Genomic DNA, 23,980 nt, shown 5'->3' with positions numbered 1-23,980 from the left:
ACAAATAGCTTCATAGGATGATGACTGAGCAGAGGAGAGAATACTGATGTATGAGAAGATTGTGGCATATGGTCTAGGCAAAAAAGAAGCGATAGAGGATTACCCTTTTGGTCCTGAGCCACTGGCGCTGAAGGTGGGAGGCAAAGTATTTGCTCTCCTGAGAGAAGCGAACGGTATTTGCCAAGTATCTCTGAAATGTGATCCGGTTATTGCGGAAAACCTGCGTGAGCAAAACGAGGCGATAAAGCCGGGATATCATTTAAATAAAAAGCATTGGAACACGGTAACGGTCGATTCTACTTTCCCGCTGGAGGATTTGTACAGCATGATAGACCATTCGTACGAGCTGGTTTTCAAAAGCTTGACCAAAGCGCAACGTGAAGCCATTACAATGAGAATACGGGCAACCGATCTGTGAAAGGTGTGAGGTTAAAGTGTGGGATCAATAAGAGGCTTGAAGATCGAACATTTTTACTTGACAGAAAACACGTAAAGATATATTCTTAATTTAAAGATAATTGATTTAAAAATAATATTAAGGAGTGGAACGGGAACATGGGCGAATTGGTGAATATTATTCAAGAGAGAAGATCAGCTTCTAAATACATTCCTGATGTAACAATAGATCAAAAAGAACTGGAAGAGATATTTCAGCTGGTGAAGTTTGCTCCATCGGCTTTTAATTTACAGCATGCGCGCTATATCGTGGTTCAGGATTCGGATGTGAAACAAAGACTGCATGATGAGGCAAGTAAACAGTATAAAATATTAACGGCTTCGGCGACCATTGTGGTACTGGGGGATACCGAGGCGTATACGAAAGTAGCTGACCTCAATGAAGGGTTTCTGAACCTGGGCGTCCTGAGCAAGCAGGAATATGACAGCACGGTGGAATCGGTAACCCAATTCTATCGCGAACGGGGAACTGTCTTCCAAAGAGAAGAAGCGATCCGTAATGCCAGCCTGTCTGCCATGCAATTTATGTTGATTGCCAAGGACAAAGGCTGGGACACTTGCCCGATGATCGGTTTTGACCCGGAGAAGGTACGGGAAGTATTGAATATTCCTGAGAATTTTGTGCCAGCTATGCTGATTACCTTGGGGAAAGAAGATGTATCTGGTCAGCGTGCACGTGGATACCGTAAGCCAGTTGGGCAATTTGTCAGCTACAACGGATTTTGAAATGTATAAATAAAATCAGATTAGATGAGGAAAAGGAGTGACTGAGATGTCATTGAAAACAGCAGGAATTCATCATATCACGTCCTTTGCAGCAGATCCGCAGGGCAATGTTGATTTTTACGCAGGCGTGCTTGGATTGAGATTAATTAAAAAGACGATTAATTTTGATGCTCCTGAAGTATATCATTTGTATTTTGGTAATGAACAAGGTAGCCCAGGAACGATTATTACCTTTTTTCCGGCGCCGGGTACACGCAGGGGTAAGATTGGGGGCGGACAGGTTGGAATTACGACGTATGTCATACCTTCCGGTGCTTTGGAATACTGGGAAAATCGTCTGCACAGCTTGAAGGTGTCTTTCTCGAAGGCCACTCGTTTTGGAGAGTCATTCATTCAGCTCCGAGACAATGAGGGCTTGCATTTGGAACTGGTGGAGCGGGAAGGAGGCCCGGCGAACACGTGGACAGCAGGCGGCGTGCCTGCGGATAAAGCGATCAAGGGCTTTGGCGGCGCCGTGCTGTTCAGTGCTAATTCCAAGCATACGCAAGGCGTGCTGGAGAACGTTCTGGGCATGACTCCCATCGGAGAAGATGCAGATGCAGGCTACATTCGCTATCAGGCGACTGGCGATTTGGGCAATCTGATCGACATTCCGGTCAAAGATGTACCGTGGGGCAACGGTGGTGCGGGTACGGTTCACCATATCGCCTGGCGTGCGCAGGACGATGCGGAGCATCAGGTGTGGAACGAAACGGTTCGCCAGCATGGCTTTGGGACGAGCGGTATTGTGGATCGCCAATACTTCAATGCAGTATACTTCCGCGAGCAAGGTGGTATTTTGTTCGAGATTGCGACCGATCCGCCCGGCTTCACTGTAGATGAGGAATTGAATGAATTGGGTCACAAGCTGATGCTGCCAGAGTGGTTTGAGTCACAGCGTTCCCTGATTGAGTCTCATCTGGTTCCCGTTGAAGTTAGAGTATTGAAGCAGGATTAATTAGGATAGACCACGACACATCAGGATAAGTAATAAAAGGTCCAATTGCGGGGTGCTTCTACCGCAATTGGACCTTTTCGCTTTTGGATCTTTCCAGTGCGGTCATACACCATGAGCTGTCTTAAAAGTTCGGCTTCATAGCGGTAAACCTGTCTAGATCATTAACAGTTCACGAATCTCCAGCTCGGTCAGTGCCGAAAGGGTTTCTTGTCCCGGCTGGATGACCTGGTCAATGAGATTTTTCTTTTTTTGCTGTAATTCATACATTTTGTCCTCTACCGTACCTTGCGTGACGAGACGAATCACCTGCACGACTTTTTTCTGGCCCATCCGGTGGGCGCGATTGGCAGCCTGTTCCTCTACAGCGGGATTCCACCACAGATCATACAAAATGACGGTATCTGCCCCGGTGAGATTCAGGCCGGTTCCTCCTGCTTTCAGAGATATCAGGAATAGATCGCGTGCTCCTTCATTAAAACGGCTGCACAGCTCCACACGTTCCGAAGCGGGAGTCTGCCCGTCCAGATAAAAGTAGGACACTCCTTCCTGAGCAAGCTCACGTCCGATCATTTGAAGCATCGTCGTGAATTGTGAAAAGATGAGCATCCGCTTGCCTGAACTAAGGCATTCCGTAATGATCTCAAGCAGCTGCTCAAACTTGGCTGAGCTTCCGGTGTAGCCCTCAATGAACAAGCCCGGATGACAACAGAGCTGGCGAAGCCGGGTCAGACCCGCAAGGATCTTGATCCTGTTTTTCTGGAAGCCTTCCTCATTCAGATGCTTTAATGTCTCATGCTTAAGCTTGGCCAGATAGGCGGTATACAGCTTCTTCTGATCCGGCAGGAGCCGCGACACCTGAACGGATTCGATTTTTTCAGGCAGCTCCTTCAGGACGTCGCTCTTGAGGCGGCGCAGCAGAAACGGTCGTACCCGCTTGGCGATCACATTCCGGGTGAGATTGTGAAATGCTCTTTTTCCATCGGGAAATAGCTCGGGAAATACCACATCGAAGATGGACCATAGCTCCTCCAATGTATTTTCCACCGGTGTGCCAGTCAGAGCAAAACGGTAACGGGCTGTTACATCCTTCACAGCCTGTGCTGTTTGGGTGGCATGGTTCTTGAATGCCTGCGCCTCGTCCAAAATCAGCGTGTGGAACGATAGCTTGCCGTACAAGTCCGTATCCCGACGCAGCAGAGGATAGGAGGTGATAATGACATCATACTGCGCTGCGTCCCTAATGATTCGATTACGCTCATCCGCGGTGCCGTCTGCAATAGCGACACGGATATGGGGTGCAAACTTCTCCAGCTCATTCCGCCAGTTGTACACCAGTGACGCAGGAGACACGATGATGGCTGGAAGCTGCTGCTTACGGATTTCCGGCAGCACGGAGACGAGGAAGGCGATGCTTTGCAGCGTTTTGCCCAGTCCCATATCATCTGCCAAAATGCCCCCGAAACGGTAATGCGCCAGCGTCTTGAGCCATTGAAAGCCGTAAACCTGATAATCTCTGAGGATCGGTGCAAGTGTGTCGGGTACTGGAAAGTCGAGATGATCTGGATTACGAATATTCTCCAGCAGTTGGCGAAACGTTTTGCCCAGCGTCAGGTTCTTCCCTTGGTCATGGGGATCTATTAAATACAGTCCTTGCGTAACGGGGATGCGAATTTGTGCGGCATCCAGGTCGCTTTTGCGAATTCCCGTTTCGTTCATGAACCGGATCAGTTCCATGTATTCCTCTGTTTCCAGCGGTAGCAAAGCGCCATTCGGCAAGCGGTGATATCTTCGCTTTTCCTCCAATGATTTTAGCAGCTGGCGGATTTCGGATTCCGGAATGCCCTCGATATCAAATTTAAATTCAAGCCAATCGGTGCGTTCGTCCAGCTCTACTCGTACCTTCGGGGTGGGCAGGGTATTGTTTATTTTCGATTTAACAGCACCTGTGGCATATACCTCTACCAGCTTTTCCAGCTGTGGCACTGTATGATATAGAAAATCATATTCCGCATCCTCATCTTCCATAACATATCCACTGTCAGTTTTGGCGAAGGAGCTATGCTCCATCAGATCCAAAATTTGTTGTTCCTGCTCCCCGTCCCGTATCAGAATACGGTCGTTGTCGGGCTTCCGCTCGTCGGTTTCCAGTGGGTTCACGATGATCTCCCCGTATTGGAACTCCAGTCCAGCCAGCAGCTTGTCTCTTACCCGATCCAGATATAGCTTCGCCTTTAAAGGCTGCTGTGTAACCCGCTCAGAGACAGAACGTGTCATGTGGACACGTCCAAGCTTCATCAGCCCGGGAACAACCTTATCCATAAAGGACTCCATCTGTTCCGCTGCAATCTGAATCCTCCGCTTATGATGGACTTCGACCATCCGTTTTAGCTCGGACAGACGTTGCAGCGGATCATTCTTTTGCTTTACGAGCTTGCCATCGGCAATGACGATGCCGTAGTCCTCCATAATGGTCAGATCATCCAGCCCTTGAATGCTTAGCTGGTAGCCCTCGGTGTCAGTCTCGGCTCTATCGAATTCGAATTGCAGCGGAAGCATGCTGTCCGACTGAGGAATACCCTCGGTTGTGTTTCCGTGAATTTCAAACTGGACGCCCTGTGCTGCTGCCAGCAAGGGGAGCAGCTTTTCCCAGGCCGCAGGTGGAATGAGCAGCATCCGTTCTCCACTCATATGGCTGCCAGAGGACGAATACGTACCCGAGGTTTCCCGGATCATTCTCTCATTACGACGAACCTGAACCAACTGTTGAAGAATAGCGTCATGCTCGAGTCGAAATCGGTACAACTGAGGCTCGTATGAAAAGTTTCTCGTAAACATGTAGCTGTCGCCACGATCAATACTGTCGAGAAACGGACGGATTTTCTGGACGATATACAATCGTTTGGGCCCGGCTTTCATTTCTATACCAAACATGTACTTTTGGTAACCATAGGCAAAGGGACGAATCACAAACTGAAAATCCAGAATAGCGCGGGTATCCAGCAGGGTAAGGGTGCTGCGAAGCGGCTTCTTGCTGCTGAATAGCTTTAGCATACTGTCGGTCAGCTGGAGGTCGCTCTGCGTGATACCGGAGAATCGTGCCGTCCGGGCGTGATCATACGGAGCAGCGGAAGCAGTATAGATTCCGTCTGCTTCAGTTCCTTCTACTGAGTCTGGGGTCATGTCCGAATGGAGTTTGGAAGCATAAGAACGCACAGACAGACTTTTTCCGCTCAGCATTTCATAGACGTTAATAAGAACAGCAGTAATATGCTTACAATACCGTCCGGTGGTTTGAAATGTGCTACAGGTGCATTCTGCGCGGATATTGCCGTTAGGACGGATCATAGCGGCAACGGCATAGAAGCGATTTCCTTTGATCGTAGCCTCATACACACCATCATCATGATCTATTTGGGTGAAGGCCACTCTTTTGGCCCGATAATAGGCGTCCCCGTCGTCATAAGCGGCTTGACTGCATAGCTGTCTAATGACCCGCCGGGTAAGTTCAAAGCTCATGGTTCGCAATCCTCTCTTGAGTCGTTCCGTTTTCTTTTATGATAACAGAACAGGCGTGATCGTGGACACATGCGGATGGTTATTTGGGCGCTGTTTGGAATATTTTGATATTGTTTTTACAAGCTGTACATAGCAGGATACAATGGAAGTGTATAGAAAGGAGGCGGACGCTTTTGCAAGAAGAAGATAAAAAGGCTAATTCCAAATCCGGCTCATCCAAATGGTATCTAGGCAGTGCGGCGGCGCTGCTTCTTTTGAAGGGGAAGTCGTTGCTGGCTCTATTGAAATTCGGTAAATTCGGCGGTGCGCTGTTATCTATGGCGACGACGATTGGCTTCTACGCGCTGCTGTACCCGTGGGGCTTTGCGGTTGGTTTTGTGCTGCTGCTGTTCGTGCATGAGCTGGGGCATGTATGGGCTGCCAAGCGGAAAGGACTTCCGGTATCGGCACCGTTGTTTATCCCTTTTCTGGGTGCGCTGATTACGATGAAACGGCATCCCCTGGATGCGCAAACAGAGGCGTATGTGGCGATGGGCGGCCCGCTACTGGGCACGGTTGGGGCTATGGTGGTATACGCGGGAGCCTACGCAACGGACAGTCCGCTATTGTATGCACTGGCGTATATTGGTTTTTTTCTGAATCTGATCAATCTGCTGCCGATTCACCCGCTCGACGGCGGACGAATTTCCACGGCAGTAACGCGGTGGTTGTGGCTAGTAGGCTTGTTGGGTGGAATCGTCGTCATTGTGTATTTAAAATCCTTTTTATTTTTCCTGATATGGGCGCTCTTTGCCTACGATTTGTACAAAAAATATGTTAAACGCAATAAAGGAGAGGTCAAGCTCCTATCTTCATTGCAAAAGCCGCTAGTTAACGTACAGCATCTGTATGAGCAAGGATACCCGCTACCCGGACCGGAGCATACCCGTAGACTATCCTTTAATACCTACTCGGATCTGGAAGGACAGCAATATGTGACGGTGTATATGGAAAGTCTGGATGTGGAGCAGACGCTTTTGCTGCCACAGCAGTGTCTTGTCCAGGATGTAAGGCTGAATGGTGTGGAGCATATCCCGACACCGGATGCGTATCAGCTTAAACTGCTGTGTGAGATTGACTACCTTCCGTTTGAAAATGATAAATATTATGAGGTACCCACGTCATCACGCTGGAAATTCGGGATGGGTTATTTGGGACTGGCCTTGTTCTTGATGGGGATGATGTATGTGGTGCATCAGCATATAGGGGATGTAAGGCTGTAATGAAAAAAGGCGCGGAATTTTGCTATTTTTAACCTGCGCCTTTTACAATTTTATTAGATAAGGGATATCTTATATTTTTATTATTTAAAATCAGAAGCTTCTACGGGTACCTTTCCTTTAATTAGGAACCACCTGTTATTTTTGTGATTTTGAATGATCCCAATATCAAAAGTGATTGAATCCACATTGTTTTCCAGAAGAATATCGTGGGATATATTGGCTTCCAACGTATACTGAACGGAGTTATGATCTGTTTTATGATGAGAGAACTTTAAATCAGACGCATACTTTCTAATGTGAGAAGGAAGCAGATATTCTATTTTGGAGTTGTTATCTTGAGGAAGTATGATATCTACCAGCAAGTGTCCGTTTTTGAATTTCAAATGAAAATTCTTAACTTCAAGAATTTGTTTCTCAAAATCATTTAAATTTTCCTCCTTGAATTTTTCGAAGTAGTATTGACCAGGATTTAATCGTACAATTCTCCCATCCTCAAGAAGGGCCTCAATGGCATTAAATTCAGGAATGAAATTGATATTTGCAGTCAATTCATTTTCATTGATCATAGTTATTTTGACATTATCTAATACAACTTCATTATTTAATAATAAAGATGCCTTTTTAATGTTTAGGTCTTCTATTCTGTAGGGGAAACTAATCTTAATTTTTTGAGGGCTATCATCATGAGAATTGAAAATAAAATAACTATTCTCACGTACACGTACTTGTCGTATATATTCCAATTGAGTGTTTATAGTTTCATCTGATTTATTTATAACTTTTTCTTGGCTAGTGTTGGTACATCCAAATAAAAAAATAGAATGAGTCAGCACCAACATGGTGATTAGAATAAAACGTAGTCTCAATATGTATTCACCTCTTTTTGTAATTGGTAAACCCTCCTCATTTCGAGGAGGGTATGTAATCAGATTATTTTAAATTAGCGTGGATTATCATAGAGCCAGTATTCTACACCGCCGTTGTTATCATAACTTGAAGCTGTGTATTTGGTATCTCCGAACCATCCCGTATCTGTATACTCATAATTTCTTTTTATACCTCTTGCAGCGCTTTTTAATTCAGCAGTATGCCAAGGTTTAATGGTCACGTCAATGGAAACTTTCTTTCTATATTCCTGACCGATCTTTAAACTCATCTCACCTTCTGCAACTGCTGAAAAACCATATTTTATAGTTCCAGTTACTTCGCCAGTCATTTTTGATTCCGTTTCCAAATTCATTTTTACACTTTGATTACTTCCATTGTTGAATCTGTCGTAAGCTCTTGAACAATTAAGAGCTTACGACATTTTTTAGAACATTTTATTCTGTAAATCCCTTTGAAGAGACTTTTGTACTCCAACTGTAATCACCTTAATCCTGCTCAGTAACCGGGCCTAGTGTTTGGCGGTATTTGAGCGGACTGGTGCCGGTCCAGCGCTTGAACTGTCTGCTGAAATGAGCCAAGCTGGAGTATCCGAGCAGGGAAGCTATCTTGTTCAGCGGCAGATTGGGCTGCTGGATCAGCACTTTCGCCTCGTGCAGCTTCGTCTCCGACAGGTAGTGACGCGGCGAATAGCCGTATACCTTGCGGAATACCTCCTGTGCATATCCGGGACTGATTCCGAGGGAGGCTGCCACATATTCAATGCGGAACGTCGGCTCGGCAGATTCATCATCCCGATAAGGCTTGAACCTGGATTGGATGGCCTCCATAATGGCCTTGGCATACTGAACGGATGAGGGCGAAAGCGTAGGCTCCATCCCGGTAGAGATCATTTGCGAGAATATCCCGAACAGCTCAAACAAGGCAATTTGCATGCGAAAACGATCCGCTGTCGTATATGTTCCGTTCTCCTGCATCATGCCAATCCAGCTGTGCACGATCTTTTGCAGCTTTATGTTCGTTTCAGTACCGGCTGGAAAAAAAAGCTGGTTGCTCTTAATCATCTCCTGACGGAATAACGGATCATCTATATTAAAATGGGTACTGAAATAATACATCCCGTCCGGGGAAGCACATTGACTCACATGCTTGAATCCCGGTGGAATGATCAGAATATCCCCGACACCAACCGAATACACATTATTCTCCATGATCGTCTCCTGACGACCCTCCAAAATCAGTACAATTTCAAAACCGATATGTGACTCTTCTGGCATACACCAGTTTGCTTTTACCCGGTGAATATGAGCGCCAAAAAACTTTACATTCCAGTCAATGTTAGGAAGCCAATGGCAATTTTCGAACAGAGCTGGGTCTACTCCAGAATTCAATATCATCAGATCACCTTCGATTAGGGCAAATTTTACACCGCTTAGACAATCTTATTGTACCTAACATGTAATTATAATAAAAGAGCGTTTACAAATCCTATAATATAAGCTTTTATATAAAAGAGAGCACTTATATAAGGATTGATTGAAAACGATTCCATTTCGAAATCAGGAGTAACTATGGAAACAACATCAATCCGCATAGGGTATGCGCTGGCCTTTGCAGGCTATATCCCGAATGTACCGCAGAGCGGACAGGTTCGCATGACTGGCAATGACCCTTAGCACACGACACTCTACTACGAACATATTGGAGGACGACCTGATGAAAAAGCTGCTGTACGGCGTTGCTTATTATGATGAATATATGCCTTATGACCGTCTGGACCAAGATATTCAAATGATGAAGGATGCGGGCATCAACGTGGTTCGAATTGCCGAATCCACCTGGAGTACGCATGAACCGCAAAACGGAGTGTTTGATTTTACCTCCGTGGATCGGGTGCTGGATGCAATGCATAAGGCGGGCATTGAGGTCATTGTAGGCACGCCAACCTATGCTGTACCAACATGGCTGGTCAAGGAGCATCCTGACGTATTGGCGACAACACCACAAGGCCCGGGCAAATACGGGGCCCGTCAGATTATGGACATTACGAACCCGGTGTACCTGTTCCATGCCGAGCGGATCATACGCAAGCTGATTGGACGGGTGAGTCAGCATCCGGCGGTAATCGGTTTTCAGACGGATAACGAAACGAAGCATTACAACACAAGCGGGCCGAATGTGCAATTGCGATTTGTGAAGCATTTGCGTGAGCAGTTTGAATCACTGGAAGAGCTGAACCACAAATTCGGCCTTGATTACTGGAGCAATCGGATCAATAGCTGGGAGGATTTTCCTTCTGTGGTCGGGACGATTAATGGAAGCCTGGGCGCAGCCTTTTCCCAATTCCAGCGCAAGCTGGTCACGGATTTCCTCGCCTGGCAGGTCGCGCTCGTGAATGAATACAAGCGGGAGGATCAGTTTGTTACGCAAAACTTTGATTTTGAGTGGAGAGGCCATTCCTTCGGCATTCAGCCGGATGTGGATCATTTTGCGGCATCTCAGGCATTTGATGTGACGGGGGTGGATATTTACCATCCAACACAGGATGATTTGACCGGGATCGAAATTTCCTTCGGTGGTGATGTGGCGCGCTCCACGAAGAATAATAATTATCTGGTGCTGGAAACGGAAGCGCAGGCTTTTACCCATTGGGTTCCCTATCCGGGGCAATTGCGACTGCAAGCGTTCAGTCATCTGGCTTCCGGGGCCAATATGGTGGCCTACTGGCATTGGCATTCCATCCATAATTCCTTCGAAACATACTGGAAGGGTCTGCTGAGTCATGATTTTGAACCCAATCCTGTCTATGAGGAAGCACAGACCATCGGGAAGGATTTTGCGAGATTGTCTCCGCATCTGGTCAACCTGAAAAAGAAAAACAAAACAGCCATCCTGGTCAGCAATGAAGCGTTGACATCAATTAACTGGTTCAAGTTCAATATGAATAGTTCGCTGAATTACAATGACATTGTACGTCGCTTGTATGACGAGCTGTATAAGCTGAATATCGGTACGGATATCGTTCATCCGGGTACGGAGTCATTTGACGATTATGATCTCTTGATCGTACCCGTTCTCTACTCTGCACCGAATGCGTTACTGGAAAAGCTGAACCGTTATGTGGAAAACGGCGGTCATGTGGTATACACGTTCCGAAGCGGGTTTACCGATGAGCATGTGCAGGTGAGAACCTCCCGGCAGCCGGGCGTGATTAGCGAAGCCTGCGGCATTCATTACAGCCTGTTCGTGGAGCCGAAGAATGTAACGCTCAAGGATAATCCTTTTGAAGTGGCAGCAGAGGAGAATCAGGTGGATACGTGGATGGAGCTGATTACACCGACAACTGCCGAGGTGTTGGCCTATTACGACCATCCGCATTGGGGTAAATATGCCGCAATTACGCAAAACCGTTATGGTCAGGGAACGGCGACCTACATTGGCTGTGTCGTAAGCCCGGCGGTCATTCGTGAGCTATTCCGTTCTGTCGCGAAGCAGGCGGGAGTGTGGGGAGTAGATCAGGAAGTCTCGTATCCGATCATTGTTAAATCCGGTACGAATGAGCTGGAACGGACGATCCGGTACTATTTTAACTATTCCGAACAAGCAGGCTCAGTTGTGTATCCGCATGGAGACGGCAAGGAGCTGATCGGACAGCAGACAGTTGTTCAAGGACAAACGCTTCAATTAGAGCCTTGGAGTGTTATAATTATCGAAGAAGCGTAAATGATGAGTAATGAGCTGAAATCGACATATAAATGAAATTATATATGTGTCCAGCCGGGAATACCCGGAAAATGAGCGCCCCTGCGTATAGCGGGGCGTTTTCGCATATAGCTGAACAGAGGGGAGCATCGCTATGCCAACCCGAGTAGTTCGCTGGTTTCGGGCACTGACAGCCCCGTATCGACGCAGCATTCAGCTCAAGCTGATTTTGACGATGATCGTCCTTTCTGTGCTGCCGGTTATTGCCGTCACGGCGCTGGCTGCGGAAAAAAGCAGAGCGTCGATGGAAACCGAAGTGGTGGAGACGAATATGTCCAATATGAAATGGACGGGAATCTATGTCAGTGACCAGTTAGATCGTCTGAACCACCTGATTTACAGCATTCAGATCAGCCCCGATCTGAGCGATTATTTGAATGAGCGTGAGCCGGACAATCTTTCCAGCCAATTTAATGCACAGCGAAAAATGCTCAATACGCTGGCAAATGTATATTATTCGGCCGGGAGCCATGTGATCGGCATCCAGCTCTATTTGAAGCAGCCGCAAACGCTGTTTACCTTCAATGGGATGCAAAATGCCATTACGACGGTGAACGGTATCCCCCCTCAGTATGCCGAGATGTGGAAAGCGAATAAGGATTATTCGATTCGCATAAGCCCCGCTGCCCCGGAACGATTTACACTGACCCGCAGTATTCGCCGTTTTGAGGATCAGAAGCAGACGGGTGCTATTTCACTGGATGTGCTGTGGTCCCAATTCGATCAGACGCTGGGTTTGCTGGGTCGGGGGGATCAGCATCAGGTTTTTATTACAGGTTCAGATGGAAAGGTGATGTATCCGTCGCAGATTCGCCAGTCCCCTCCTGCGGAGGTACTGACAGCACTTCGGGATGTTCAGCCGGGGCCGGGAATGATTAAGACTGCCGGTAATTATGTATTTTATAATGAGTTGGATGTGGTAGGGCTGAGGCTGGTCAAAATCGTACCCACCTCCTCCATTAACCACAGCGCTTTTTCGACCATGCTGTACGGGATTATTATAGGCGGGATCTCCATATTGGTTTCGATCTGCATGGCTGTTTTCATCGCATGGCGTACCGCACGCCCGATTGTCCATTTGGCCCGGTCGGTGCAGGAACTGGAGATGATCAAGGGACCTGCTGGAGAACCCAGTACACGCCCGGATGAGATTGGAATGCTGGAAAGAAGTCTGCATGGCATGGCAGGACGAATCCGCGAGCATATCCAGACGGAATATAGTATGAATTTACAAAAAAAGACGGCCGAGCTAAAAGCGCTTCAGGCGCAGATTCATCCCCATTTTCTGCAAAATACGCTGCAAATGATCGGCAGCATGGTATTTTCCCAAAAGCCAGAGGACACGTATGAGGTCATTCGGTCGCTGAGTGAGATGTTCCGCTACGTGGTACGGGAGCCGCAGGATATGGCCTCCTTACGCGCGGAAATTGACCATGTAGGTCACTATATGCGCATCCAGCAGCGGCGGTTTCCGCGACGACTGGTGTTTCAGGTGGAGACGGATGAACAGGCGCTGGATGTTCGTCTGCCCAAGCTGTCGCTTCAGCCATTGCTGGAAAATGCGTTTCAGCACGGACTGGATCGTAAGGCGGGAGCATGGCGGGTGGGAATCCGAGTGGAGCTTATGGAAGCAGACCTATGCATTACAGTCTGCGATAATGGTAGCGGCATGGCTCACGACAGGCTGGAAGAAGTAAGGGCACGACTGGAAAATCCATCGCAGGAGCCGATCTGGGCGCAGGGTAGCCATATCGGATTAAGCAATGTGGCTTCACGCATACGGATGAATTTTGGAGTGAATTACGGGGTGACGATAGACAGTGAGCCGGAAAGCGGTACACATGTCACCATCCGTATTCCATTCACATTAGCAGGGGAGGAAAATGGATGATCCGGGTATTAATCGTCGATGATGAGCCGTGGAACCGGGATATTCTAAAGACATTTGGCGCATGGGAAAGGCTTGGCATGTCGGTGGTTGGCGAAGCTGAGGACGGAGATGAGGCGTTCAGGCTGGCCGGGGAATTATCCCCGCAGATTGTGATTACCGACATGCGTATGCCGGGTGCGGACGGAGTGGAGCTGCTGCAAGCGCTGAATCACCATTTTCCCGATATGAAAATCATTGTCGTGAGCGGCTATGACGACTTCGCGTATGCCAAACATGCCATTCGGTACAAGGCCGTCGATTACTTGCTGAAGCCCGTCAATCCCGTCGAGCTGAATGCAGTATTGCTTAAATGCAAAGACGATCTGGAGGCCAAGGCAGCGGAACAGCAGCAGGAGGCGGCGGAGCTGGACTATGAGTACTTCCACAAGCTGTCCCGGTATAAGCAACTGCTGCGACTTTATTTTAATGAGCTGAATCGGGAGGGCGTACAAATGACCTGCAAGCAGGTTTGGCAGGAGCTGGAGAGCTACGGGGAATCCAGTCCACATATGCTGGGCAGGCTGGTGCAGGAGCTTCTTTCCCAGCTTAAGGAGCTGGCAGCGTCCAACGGGCTGGATACGCCCACTGCCAAGGCTGGATTTCCGCTCTCGCAGGACACGCTATCCTCTGCGGATCGTGCGCTGGAGTTTGTGTCGGCATGTTATGTGCAGGAGCTGGAGCAGCTCATTCGGCAACGGAAGTATAAGAACAAGCTGAATCTGGAGGAGGTTCGGCACTATATGGACAGCCACTTTGCCGAGCCGATTACACTGGAGCAGCTGGCGAAAAACTTTTTTGTCAGCAAGGAGTATATGAGCAAGGTATTCAAGCAGGAGTATGGTCAAAATGTAACGGACTATATCGTGCAGCGGAGAATGGAAAAAGCGCGCGAGTGGCTGGCAGATAAACAAATTTCGATTAAAGCGGTGGCGGAGATGGCGGGATATGAGGACGTATCGTATTTCTACCGGGTGTTTAAAAAGCATTTTGGCATGGCGCCCGGTGAAATGAGGAAGGAGCAATGATGTAGAGAGATAACAGCCGTAGTTTAAAAAAATCCAACCCAACAGGCTAATGATGTCCAATGGCAGAAGTGACCTCCCATCCTATAATGAAAGCGTATACAAAACAAGTAGTACAAAGGAATTAGCAGCCAGTGGGTCACAGTTATTTTCAACTTAGGGGAGGTCATTTTGCATGAAGATGTGGAAAGGTGTATTGAGCACAATGCTGGTTGGCACGTTGTTGGCCGGGTGTGGAGCGAATTCTTCAGGTAGTGACAGCAGCGGTTCCGGTGGAGACGGTAAAACGGTTAATCTCAAAATGTTTATCGCACAGCCCCGTTTGAAGGAGCATTACGATAAATATATTAACGCATTCGTAGCGAAGGAAAAGAAAGATAAAAATATCGACGTTACGGTGCAATTGGAGATGCCGCCTTCCGACAATGCCGCACAAATTTTGAAGACGAGACTTGCATCCAACGATGCGCCGGATGTGTTCGCTCTGCATGCAGTGAATGAAATTCCTCCGTTTTATAAAGCGGGCTATTTGGAGGACCTGTCCGGGCAGCCATTTGTCAGCAAATTGATGGATAGTGTGAAGCCCTCGGTGACGACGAAAGACGGCAAGGTCGTGGCAGTTCCTTTGGAAACGATTTCATGGGGCTACTTGTACAATAAAAAGATATTTAAGGACCTGAACTTGAAGCCACCGGGAACGCTGACCGAAATGAAGGCTGTGGTCGAGAAGCTCAAAGCGAATCATGTGAAGCCGTTCCTGCTGTCCTACAAGGAATCCTGGATTCCACAGTTATTCGTGCCGCTGACAGCGGGTGCGATGATGAACACACAGGACAAGGATTTTATCGAACGGATGAATCAGGACAAGGGCTCTTTTTCCGAAATGAAGAGTATGTTCGACATTATTGATCTGGTGAACAGCAACGGTACAGACAAGGCGCTGGAAGTCGGCGGGGATGATGGATCGGCGGCCTTTGCTGCGGGGAAAGCGGCAATGTGGATTCAGGGGCCGTGGTTTGCGGAAACGATTTTGAAATCTGATCCAAAAATGGATTTTGGGGTAGCTCCGTTGCCGATTAATGACGATCCGAATGCGACATTGATCAATCTGTCGACTTCGACTTCGCTGGCTGTATCCTCTACAAGCAAAAATAAAGAGGTTGCGCTCGATTTTGTCAACTATGTGTTGGACGATAAGGATTCCAGCGCATTCTATGAAGCATTGAAATTCAACCCGATCTCTAAAGTGCATACGTTCAAAAGCTACCCTTGGGTCAATGACGCTACCGAATATGTGAAAGCAGGTAAGTCGTATCAAGATCCGTCCATTCCGCAAGCGGTCAAGGATGAGGCAGGCAAATCGCTGCAATCCTACTATGCAGGCCAGCTCTCGCAGGATGACGTGATTAAGGCGCTGGATAAGGCATGGAAATCATATAACAAAGTAAACAAGTAACGGAAACCTATAGAATTACATCAGGAGGGGGGAGACTCCATGCCCTTTAAAATCTATAAAAAATACGTGATGCTGCTGGCGTTTACCGCCCCGGCGCTGATCTTTTACGCCATCTTCCTGCTTATTCCAACGATCAGCGGTATGTACTACAGCTTTACAGACTGGAACGGATTGAATCCGAATTACAGCTTTATCGGCTTGGGGAACTTTGTGGAGGCGCTGAAGGAGGACCCGGATTTTCTCAATTCCCTCTGGTTCACGCTCAAATATGTACTGGTCATGATTGTGCTGCAAAATGTGCTGGCGTTAGCTCTGGCGGTGCTGATTGAATCACGTACACGTACCAAAGGATTTTTTCGGACGATATTTTTTATGCCGAATATGATCAGTACCATTATTAGCGCATTTATGTGGACGTTCGTGTTTTCCTCCGTGCTGCCGCAGATTGCCGAAAAGACAGCTATCGCCTTTTTGGGCCAATCGTGGCTGGGCGATCCGAAGGTATCCTTCTTTTCCATCATTATTGTATCGCTCTGGAATGGTGTCGGCTATATGATGATCATTTATCTGGCTGCGCTTCAGGGTGTACCGCAAAGCTTGAAGGAGGCCGCTATTATTGACGGGGCGAACGCGTTCCAGACGTTAAGAAGTGTGACGCTGCCGATGATTACCCATGCGATTACCATCTGTTTCTTCCTGACCCTGAACGGTGCCTTCAAAGTCTACGAGGTCGTCTATGGACTGACTGGCGGAGGGCCGGGGCGCAGTACGCAGGTAATTACGATGAACATTTATGAGGAGGCGTTTTCCAACAACTTCCGTTATGGTTACGCAAGCGCTAAATCCGTTATTTTGTTCGCCATCGTGCTGATCTTCACGCTGATCCAGTTACGTGTGATGAAGAAGAGGGAGGTGGAGGCATGAGTCTGAAAAAAGCCAACTCCTTGTTGATTACCCTGATCCTCTGCGTGGGCGCTGTGGTGTCCTTCTTCCCGATCTACATGGCGGTAATTAATTCCTTTAAAACGCAGGGTGAGATGTTCGCATCCTTTACGGCGCTGCCAACGAAGCTTCATTTTGAAAATTACAGTCAGGCTTTTCAACAGACCCATTTGCTGAACAGTGCTCTTAATTCCACGATTATTTCTTTTATTGGAATAGGCGGCATCGTGATCTGTTCGGCGCTGGCGGGCTACAAGCTCTCTCGTACACGGGGAAAAATGAGCAGTGCGATCTTCTCCCTGTTTGTTGCATCCATGCTGGTACCGTTTCACTCCATTATGATACCGCTTACAAGAATGGCAAAGGATTTGTCCGTCCAAGGCAGTACGTATGGTCTGGCGCTGATCTATATCGGCTTGGGTGTGAATATGGCGATCTTTTTGTATCATGGATTCGTCAAATCCATCCCGCGTGAGCTGGAGGAATCGGCACAGATGGATGGCTGTAATGAGTTCCAAACATTCTTTCGGATTATATTTCCTTTGCTGCTGCCGATCACTGTCACGATTGCGATTTTGGATTTCCTGTGGATTTGGAACGACTTTTTACTCCCGCTGTTGATGCTGACGGATGTGAACCACTACACCCTGATTCTTTCGACAAACATGCTGTTCGGGGAGTATAACAAGGAATGGTCGCTCATTCTGGCCGCACTTGTACTGACCTCCATCCCGGTTATCCTGATCTATTCGTTCTTCCAAAAATTCATTATGGAGGGAATTGCGGAGGGAGCAATTAAGGGGTAAAATGGAAAGCCTTCCTATCAACAAGGAAGGCTTTTTTTCTGATTCAGCTTTTTTCGCGCCAACGTTTCAATAAAAAGATAGGAAGGGTTACAAACAAAATTGCAAAGGCTACAATGATCCACCACTGAGGGTCAATGATATACAACACGACTCCGATCAGCAGAACTGTTGTTATTATGGAAATTCTCACTTTTAACATTGTTCTCTTACTCACCCTAGCTTCTAATTTTGGCAGCGTTATGAGGGTGATTGCAGTTAACGCAGCAAAAAATATTGAGGTAAATGAATTATACATAATATCAGCTCCTATAGGACTTACAATAGTTCAACGTTTTATTGTGGAGGCACGTGTAGGTTATTGACCACCCATAAGTTTAAAAAGAAACAGAGAATAAAGATTGCTAAAATGGCTCCGACAATGATTAAAATAGTTTTCATTTTCCAAGTTAGATTCTAAAAACTCGATTCCCACAGTATCTATCATTTTAAAATCCCCCTTCAATGCACAGTAAGTACGATTATAGAGCAAAGTCAACTATCCCTCAGCCATTTTTTGAGTGACTTCTATTTTTACTCCAGCTATACAGGATACGAACGATAACGACTGCACATCCAACAATAAGGACTGTTGTATGCCATGTCCACGCCTGTAGTCCGCTAAGAAAAACAGGAGTTACACCCAAAGCGACTGCAAAAACAAGTCCTATAATGGTTACTATATCTGGAGCTTTGCTGTCCTTTCCCATGGAGCTTTTAAAGATGTTAAACAGTAGGCTACCAGCAAGGATTAACACAAGGATCACAAACAAATAGACATTCATGAAATCACCCCTTAGTTACTTGTAATATCGTAGTAACCGACATGTAAATTGAGGGTTACACCTCGTCCCTGGTTGTTGGCTTCGATGATAGCGGCTGGCAAAGTCGTTCCTTGTAATCCAGGCACTGCCGTCATTAAAGCAAAGACCAGAGACGATGTGGACTGTATATTTTTAGCTTATAATTAAAAATAAAAGCGTAACTGTTATCAGAGTTAGATATATACTAGAAACCAGTTTTCCCATTTCAGCTCCAAATTCTTTAGGATTTTTAAATCCAATGATTAAACTTGGAATGAAAAAAATAATGGATAGAAAAAGGGTGTAGTGAAACCCAGTATTATCAACAGGGTTAGACCATGCGGGCAATCCTAAAAGGGAAAGCAACTGATCCCCCAATATGTAATTGCCAAATTCAAAAGAAACAAGCATACCAAGAAGAGATAAAAGCAGTGAAAGTGATCCCCAACCTACTTTTTTTTCGTTCCTTCTCAATAAGTTAAAGATAATTAGTAAAATTGCAATTGTTTGTATGCTGTATGTCAATATTGTTGAAAACATGAAGTACCTCCTTGAATTATTTGTCTATGTATTATATGAAGTAAAGTCGACAAACAATACTGGTGGCCCTTAAAGATGTGTTAGGAGCCACCAATAAAAACTAATTTATTGTTACATAATGGGAGCCAGTTACACTTTCACTGTATACTGTCCCAACACCTTGAAAGAAAATAACTAAACTATATCTTCCAGAGCCCTTTATTAGCCACTTTTTGTTGTAATAGCTATTTTTTTGTTTTATTATCTCTGCCTTTTCTCCAGCCATACAGGATGCGTCCAATAACAAGAGTAGAACCAAGCACAACGACTGTATAGTGCCAAGTCCACTCTTGTATGCCACTGAGAAAGACAGGAGTGATGCCTAACGCCAGTCCGATCACTAATCCTATAATTGTTACTACATCAGGCGCTTTACTACCTTCTCCTTGTCTTTTCTTAAAGATATTAAATAGTATATTGCCAGCAATGATTGCAATAAAAAGGACAAGCAAATATATATTCATAAATTATGATCCTCAGTTCTTAGTTACTTGTTACTTCGAAGTATCCGGGGTGAAAATTAATAGTTACACCTCTTCCGTAATCGTTAGCCTTCAACCGATTTAGCACCACCGAAACTCCAGTAGTAAGTATCACCGATGGTACGATTGTTCCTTGCAAGCCGGGGATTGCGGCAAGAATTGCAAATACAAATGCAGAGGTGTCCCTTGTGTTTTCGATCGCTTCAATTTGGTGCTTCGTCTCAGCGTTCGTGAGAGTTAGCGCATAACCCCACCAGTACCAATTACCGTACATATTCGTACCAATCTCTTTGTAGTTAGGGTTTGTGACAAGTTCCCCATTTTTTGTTTGCAGAATCCCATTTTTAAGTTGCTCATTTACAGATTCAACAGCTTTAGAGTAGTTAGTGAAAACCTTCTCACTCACCACAGATTTTGCGGCAGGATCAAGGACATAATGATCCCCATCCAGTTTTATAAACTTTTCAATATCCGTGATAGCATTTAAGGTTTCAGTGTCTACGCTCAGTTGTTTAACCTCTTTGTTTGCTTCTGCTTGTTCCGATTGTTGAATAGGTGCGGCAGAAGCTGCGATTGGAGCTACTGCCGTAAGAGCTAAGACACCCGTAAGAATTACTGCTGTGTTTTTCAATTTTAACATACTAACACGTCCTTTTCTATTATTTGTATTACTACACAACGGTAACACATATAAGGAATCATTTGTATAATTTTTTAAAATAAAATGTAAAATCATACTAAGGTACCATACTACCACATTTATCCTTTCGTTTATAAATTTTCTCTCATCAAAGGCATATATTTCTATCTTTATGAAAATAAGGATCATATGTCTTGGAGGGGTGTATACATTGAATGATGCGATAATGAAAAGAGATTTAGATAGCTTAGGGAGAGTTGTAATCCCAGTGGAAATAAGAAATCGGTTGGGTATCAACAAGAACACAGAAATGGAGTTTTTCACAACTGAAAGCGCTATTGTAATGCGTAGATCAGAAAGTGAATCATGTCTCCTATGCGGGGGAAACAAACAACTCATTCCCTTCAAAAAATCTTATGTATGTATCTATTGTGCAAATGTTCTCAAAGGGTACCCAATCGCAGAAAATCAGCTACCCTCTACATCAGTAGATATTCAAAATGTATCTGATGCACAAACGGTTAAGCTCCTGTTAGACCTCATGAAACAATATCCCGGTGCTTCCATGAAAACCTATGCGCAGCTATTGAAGATTTCACCAACTTATGTCTCTTTCCTTAAAAGTAAGACGACTGAAATAGATCCCCCCTAAATAAGACTAAGTGTTACAATAAATGGGCGAGCGACCTCATCACAAGTTTCTCGCCCAGAACCATGGATTGTTTGAGTACACTAGCGTGACCAAAGCCATGTTTATTTTGGAGGTCATACAGTTGTTGTCTAGCTACTTCTACCGCTAACACAAAAGACCTCCTATAATTAAGGAAGTCTTTTATGTTTGACCGCTGTGATAGGGCCTACAATAATTCAACTGTAAATACGAAAAAGCATAAAGTCTAGTCCTATGGTGTTACGTTAGTAACAAGCTGAGAAATTCCTACAATAACCAAGAAAATGTAGATTAAAACAATTCCCAAAACAGAGAACCCTACAATTTTCTAAATTTTTTTGTTCATAGTTATTAGGAAGGGACAACACGAATGTTATTGACCACCCATACGTTTAAAAAGAAACAGATAATAAAGATCGCTAAAATGACACCAATTATAATAAAAATAGTTTTCTTTTTCATGCCTCAGCCTCAGTTAAAATCCCAAGTCCAATAACCATCAACGTCACCGTATATTGTAAAGTTGTTCACGCCCACGATTGCTCCAAGTTTAGGGTGAACAAAAGAAGTGGTAAACACTGACCGTTGTACTGCCTTACCACTTGAGTTAACATATCCTTTATCGTCTTTTACATCCATTCGACCCATTGGCACTAAATAACGCTCTATTGTGCCGCCACCATTCAGCACTTGTGATATTCTTTGGTTAGAAGGAGTACCTTCCACGCGATATTCCACTCGTTCGCGTAATATTACAATATCCACGCCTAGAACTGTCGCTGTAGCTCGCTGAGAAACAGCGTAATCTTTTGCTTGGGGAGATACCTTAGATGGTGTGACGGTCTGTTCATTCTTTACTGTAATATCACCACCATTTAACGACACCTTATCTCCGTTGCTCGTAGCTATTGCATTCAGGATTGTTTTATTAATCTCAGGCTCATTTATATACTTGACGAACTTTTCCTGATCTGCTTGAGACAGGTCTGAAAATTGCTGTGCTGTTTCTCCTGCATCCTGCCCCTTGAGCCACGCTATGTAGTCTTGTGGCGAATTAATCTCGGTTGTCTGTGTATTCTGTTCAGTGGTGGGTTCAATGCTTGTCGATTGTGCAGATGCGGCTAGTGGAGCTACTGCCGTAAGAGCCAATACACCTGTAAGAATTACTGCTGTACTTTTCAATTTTAACATACTAACACGTCCTTTTCTATTTTTGTATTACTACACAACAGTAACATATATAAGGTATCATTTGTATATTTTATTGAATAAAATGTAAATTGATACTAAAGTATCATATTACCACTTTTACCCTTTCGGTTATAAAATTTCACTCGCATAAGGCATATATTACTATATTTTAAATAATAAGGATTATGAAAATTGAAGGAGTGAACACATTGGGTGACGCGTTAATGGTAAGAAATTTAGACAGTTTGGGGAGAATTGTGATCCCTATAGAAAATAAGAAGGCGACTTGGCATTAACACGGATACTCCAATGGAGTTTTTCACTACGGAGGATTCCATCATCATGTATCGAGTAGGTAACGAATCATGTCTTCTATGTGGGAAAACCAAGCAATTAATTCAGCATAAAAATTCTTATGTATGTATCTATTGTGCAAATGACCTCAAAGGGTACCCAATCCCAAAAAATCAGCTACCCTCTACATCAGAAGATATTCAAAATGTATCTGATGCACATATGGTTAAGTTATTGCTAGACCTTATGAAACAGTATCCTGGTGCCTCTATGAAAACATATGCCAAATTGCTAAAAATCTCACCAACTTATGCATATTTTCTTAAAAATAAGTCGGAGGAATAATGTCTTCACTCAGATTATGTACTACATAAAAGGCGAGCGGCGCCCCCAAAGATAACTCGCCTTAATCAGTTGCATTTAAACAGTCGGATTCTTTTTACGTCTATAATAAGTGTATTGATATTGATTGATAAGTTCGCCCAGAACCATGGATTGTTTGAGTACACTAGCGTGACCAAAGCCATGTTTATTTTGGAGGTCATACAGTTGTTGTCTAGCTACTTCTACCGCTAACACAAAAGACCTCCTATAATTAAGGAAGTCTTTTGTGTTTGACTGCTGTGATAGGAACTACAATAATTCAACTGTAAGTACGAAAAAGCATAAAGTCAAGTCCTATGGTGTTACGTTAGTAACAAGCTGAGAAATCCCTACAATAACCAAGAAAATGTAGATTAAAACAATTCCCAAAACAGAGAACCCTACAATCTTCCATACTTTCTTCTTATTCATTAATCTCCTTGACTATTAGTTAGGGACAACACGAATGTTATTGACCACCCATACGTTTAAAAAGAAACAGAGAATAAAGATCGCTAAAATGACTCCAACAATGATTAAAATAGTTTTCTTTTTCATTAATATTAGTTAATTAAAATCCCAAGTATGGTTAGCTAATGTCTCCTGTGTACTGACCAGTAGTACCCCAAGCTTCGCCTCTAACTTCGTTACCGTTGGCTCTGAATTGAATTACGTATTCCCCTGAAGGCATCCCATTAGGGAATGAACTAAGACTGGTCCACGTTAATGTGTCTCCTTTGCCAACAGTTTTATAGACATACTCTTTCCCGTTACCTTGCAAGCTCCAAGTGAGATTTGATGTTCCTGTATTCCGAACTTTAATCCTTACATGTCCATAACCTTTTTTAACAGTTAAGTTCATCGTCGGACTTGTCCCACCAAGAAGCTCGCGTACCTCTTGACCAGTTGATTGGATAACTATACCTCCATGATCCTTCGATACTTTGGTTCCCTCAGTAGGAGCAGCAGCAGAAGCTGCGATTGGAGCTATTGCCGTAAGAGCCAGCACCCCCGTAAGAATTACTGCTGTGTTTTTCAATTTTAACATACTAGCACGTCCTTTTCTATTTTTTGTATTACTAAACAACAGTAACATATATAAGGTATCATTTGTATATTTTTTTGAATAAAATGTAAATTGATACTAAAGTATCGTATTACC

General features: G+C 45.0%; 24 protein-coding genes. 11 read left to right on the top strand and 13 right to left on the bottom strand.

Features of this window, described 5'->3' with window-relative positions; translation table 11 throughout:
- Window positions 1-46: 46 nt before the first annotated feature.
- From ACIFO6_RS03950 to ACIFO6_RS03940, 3 genes are all read left to right on the top strand, one after another.
- Complete coding sequence (locus ACIFO6_RS03950) at window positions 47-418, top strand: MmcQ/YjbR family DNA-binding protein (protein WP_430038379.1); 372 nt, start codon at window positions 47-49, stop codon at window positions 416-418.
- A 137-nt stretch (window positions 419-555) separates the two neighbouring features.
- Window positions 556-1,182 carry a nitroreductase family protein gene (locus tag ACIFO6_RS03945; protein WP_430038377.1) on the top strand — a complete coding sequence of 209 codons (627 nt, stop codon included), beginning with the start codon at window positions 556-558 and terminating at the stop codon, window positions 1,180-1,182.
- 46 nt (window positions 1,183-1,228) lie between these two features.
- On the top strand, window positions 1,229-2,179 hold the full coding sequence (locus ACIFO6_RS03940; RefSeq protein WP_430038375.1) for a ring-cleaving dioxygenase: 951 nt from the start codon (window positions 1,229-1,231) through the stop codon (window positions 2,177-2,179).
- Window positions 2,180-2,332: 153 nt separating this feature from the next.
- On the opposite strand, the gene ACIFO6_RS03935 is transcribed toward ACIFO6_RS03940, so the two are convergent.
- Window positions 2,333-5,695, bottom strand: coding sequence for an SNF2 helicase associated domain-containing protein (locus tag ACIFO6_RS03935; protein ID WP_430038373.1), 3,363 nt, complete (start codon window positions 5,693-5,695; stop codon window positions 2,333-2,335).
- A 173-nt stretch (window positions 5,696-5,868) separates the two neighbouring features.
- Between ACIFO6_RS03935 and ACIFO6_RS03930 the strand changes: the two genes are divergently transcribed.
- Window positions 5,869-6,957 carry a site-2 protease family protein gene (locus ACIFO6_RS03930; protein ID WP_430038371.1) on the top strand — a complete coding sequence of 363 codons (1,089 nt, stop codon included), beginning with the start codon at window positions 5,869-5,871 and terminating at the stop codon, window positions 6,955-6,957.
- Window positions 6,958-7,037: 80 nt separating this feature from the next.
- Here the strand turns inward: ACIFO6_RS03930 and ACIFO6_RS03925 are convergent, their stop codons facing one another.
- The 3 genes from ACIFO6_RS03925 to ACIFO6_RS03915 all read right to left on the bottom strand — a co-directional run bounded on the left by ACIFO6_RS03925 (window position 7,038) and on the right by ACIFO6_RS03915 (window position 9,239).
- Complete coding sequence (locus ACIFO6_RS03925) at window positions 7,038-7,796, bottom strand: hypothetical protein (protein WP_430038370.1); 759 nt, start codon at window positions 7,794-7,796, stop codon at window positions 7,038-7,040.
- Window positions 7,797-7,897: 101 nt separating this feature from the next.
- Window positions 7,898-8,197, bottom strand: coding sequence for a hypothetical protein (locus ACIFO6_RS03920; RefSeq protein ID WP_430038368.1), 300 nt, complete (start codon window positions 8,195-8,197; stop codon window positions 7,898-7,900).
- Window positions 8,198-8,330: 133 nt separating this feature from the next.
- Window positions 8,331-9,239, bottom strand: a complete 909-nt coding sequence (locus ACIFO6_RS03915) for a helix-turn-helix domain-containing protein (protein ID WP_430038366.1) — start codon at window positions 9,237-9,239, stop codon at window positions 8,331-8,333.
- A 319-nt stretch (window positions 9,240-9,558) separates the two neighbouring features.
- Here ACIFO6_RS03915 and ACIFO6_RS03910 point away from each other — a divergent pair, with 319 nt between their 5' ends.
- The 6 genes from ACIFO6_RS03910 to ACIFO6_RS03885 all read left to right on the top strand — a co-directional run bounded on the left by ACIFO6_RS03910 (window position 9,559) and on the right by ACIFO6_RS03885 (window position 17,760).
- Window positions 9,559-11,565 carry a beta-galactosidase gene (locus ACIFO6_RS03910; RefSeq protein WP_430038364.1) on the top strand — a complete coding sequence of 669 codons (2,007 nt, stop codon included), beginning with the start codon at window positions 9,559-9,561 and terminating at the stop codon, window positions 11,563-11,565.
- Between the two features lie 133 nt (window positions 11,566-11,698).
- Complete coding sequence (locus ACIFO6_RS03905) at window positions 11,699-13,495, top strand: sensor histidine kinase (RefSeq protein ID WP_430038362.1); 1,797 nt, start codon at window positions 11,699-11,701, stop codon at window positions 13,493-13,495.
- On the top strand, window positions 13,492-14,559 hold the full coding sequence (locus ACIFO6_RS03900; protein ID WP_430038360.1) for a response regulator transcription factor: 1,068 nt from the start codon (window positions 13,492-13,494) through the stop codon (window positions 14,557-14,559). Before ACIFO6_RS03905 ends, ACIFO6_RS03900 begins: the two co-directional genes overlap by 4 nt.
- Window positions 14,560-14,731: 172 nt before the next feature.
- Window positions 14,732-16,012, top strand: a complete 1,281-nt coding sequence (locus tag ACIFO6_RS03895; protein WP_430038358.1) for an ABC transporter substrate-binding protein — start codon at window positions 14,732-14,734, stop codon at window positions 16,010-16,012.
- 39 nt (window positions 16,013-16,051) lie between these two features.
- Window positions 16,052-16,936 (top strand): carbohydrate ABC transporter permease, encoded by an 885-nt coding sequence (locus ACIFO6_RS03890; RefSeq protein ID WP_044645320.1) that lies wholly within the window; start codon window positions 16,052-16,054, stop codon window positions 16,934-16,936.
- Window positions 16,933-17,760 carry a carbohydrate ABC transporter permease gene (locus tag ACIFO6_RS03885; RefSeq protein WP_430038356.1) on the top strand — a complete coding sequence of 276 codons (828 nt, stop codon included), beginning with the start codon at window positions 16,933-16,935 and terminating at the stop codon, window positions 17,758-17,760. The genes ACIFO6_RS03890 and ACIFO6_RS03885 overlap by 4 nt, the downstream gene beginning before the upstream one ends.
- A gap of 43 nt (window positions 17,761-17,803) precedes the next feature.
- Here the strand turns inward: ACIFO6_RS03885 and ACIFO6_RS03880 are convergent, their stop codons facing one another.
- The 6 genes from ACIFO6_RS03880 to ACIFO6_RS03855 form a co-directional block, all read right to left on the bottom strand.
- Entirely contained in the window at window positions 17,804-18,055 is a 252-nt protein-coding gene (locus ACIFO6_RS03880; RefSeq protein ID WP_430038354.1) for a hypothetical protein, read from the bottom strand.
- 247 nt (window positions 18,056-18,302) lie between these two features.
- Window positions 18,303-18,581, bottom strand: coding sequence for a hypothetical protein (locus ACIFO6_RS03875; protein ID WP_430038352.1), 279 nt, complete (start codon window positions 18,579-18,581; stop codon window positions 18,303-18,305).
- Window positions 18,582-18,592: 11 nt separating this feature from the next.
- A complete protein-coding gene (locus ACIFO6_RS03870) occupies window positions 18,593-18,715 on the bottom strand; it encodes a hypothetical protein (protein WP_430038350.1) in 123 nt (40 codons plus the stop codon).
- Between the two features lie 37 nt (window positions 18,716-18,752).
- Window positions 18,753-19,139, bottom strand: coding sequence for a hypothetical protein (locus tag ACIFO6_RS03865; protein ID WP_430038348.1), 387 nt, complete (start codon window positions 19,137-19,139; stop codon window positions 18,753-18,755).
- A gap of 224 nt (window positions 19,140-19,363) precedes the next feature.
- On the bottom strand, window positions 19,364-19,642 hold the full coding sequence (locus tag ACIFO6_RS03860; protein WP_430038346.1) for a hypothetical protein: 279 nt from the start codon (window positions 19,640-19,642) through the stop codon (window positions 19,364-19,366).
- 19 nt (window positions 19,643-19,661) lie between these two features.
- A complete protein-coding gene (locus tag ACIFO6_RS03855; RefSeq protein ID WP_430038344.1) occupies window positions 19,662-20,396 on the bottom strand; it encodes a hypothetical protein in 735 nt (244 codons plus the stop codon).
- A 115-nt stretch (window positions 20,397-20,511) separates the two neighbouring features.
- On the opposite strand from ACIFO6_RS03855, the gene ACIFO6_RS03850 reads away from it, so the two are divergent.
- Window positions 20,512-20,952, top strand: coding sequence for an AbrB/MazE/SpoVT family DNA-binding domain-containing protein (locus tag ACIFO6_RS03850; RefSeq protein ID WP_430038342.1), 441 nt, complete (start codon window positions 20,512-20,514; stop codon window positions 20,950-20,952).
- Between the two features lie 489 nt (window positions 20,953-21,441).
- Here the strand turns inward: ACIFO6_RS03850 and ACIFO6_RS03845 are convergent, their stop codons facing one another.
- The 3 genes from ACIFO6_RS03845 to ACIFO6_RS03835 all read right to left on the bottom strand — a co-directional run bounded on the left by ACIFO6_RS03845 (window position 21,442) and on the right by ACIFO6_RS03835 (window position 23,866).
- Window positions 21,442-22,161: a hypothetical protein gene (locus tag ACIFO6_RS03845; RefSeq protein WP_430038340.1), complete on the bottom strand. Its 720-nt coding sequence runs from the start codon at window positions 22,159-22,161 to the stop codon at window positions 21,442-21,444.
- A 714-nt stretch (window positions 22,162-22,875) separates the two neighbouring features.
- Window positions 22,876-23,034, bottom strand: coding sequence for an aspartyl-phosphate phosphatase Spo0E family protein (locus ACIFO6_RS03840; RefSeq protein ID WP_430038338.1), 159 nt, complete (start codon window positions 23,032-23,034; stop codon window positions 22,876-22,878).
- 373 nt (window positions 23,035-23,407) lie between these two features.
- The gene (locus tag ACIFO6_RS03835; protein WP_430038336.1) at window positions 23,408-23,866 is read right to left on the bottom strand and encodes a hypothetical protein; all 459 of its coding nucleotides are present in this window, start codon (window positions 23,864-23,866) and stop codon (window positions 23,408-23,410) included.
- Window positions 23,867-23,980 lie beyond the last annotated feature (114 nt).

The sequence above is a fragment of the Paenibacillus sp. NRS-1781 genome (assembly GCF_050467745.1).
GTDB lineage: Bacteria > Bacillota > Bacilli > Paenibacillales > Paenibacillaceae > Paenibacillus > Paenibacillus terrae_A.
The sequence above is the reverse complement of the archived record's forward strand: the minus strand, read 5'-3'. Positions and strand labels throughout refer to the sequence as shown.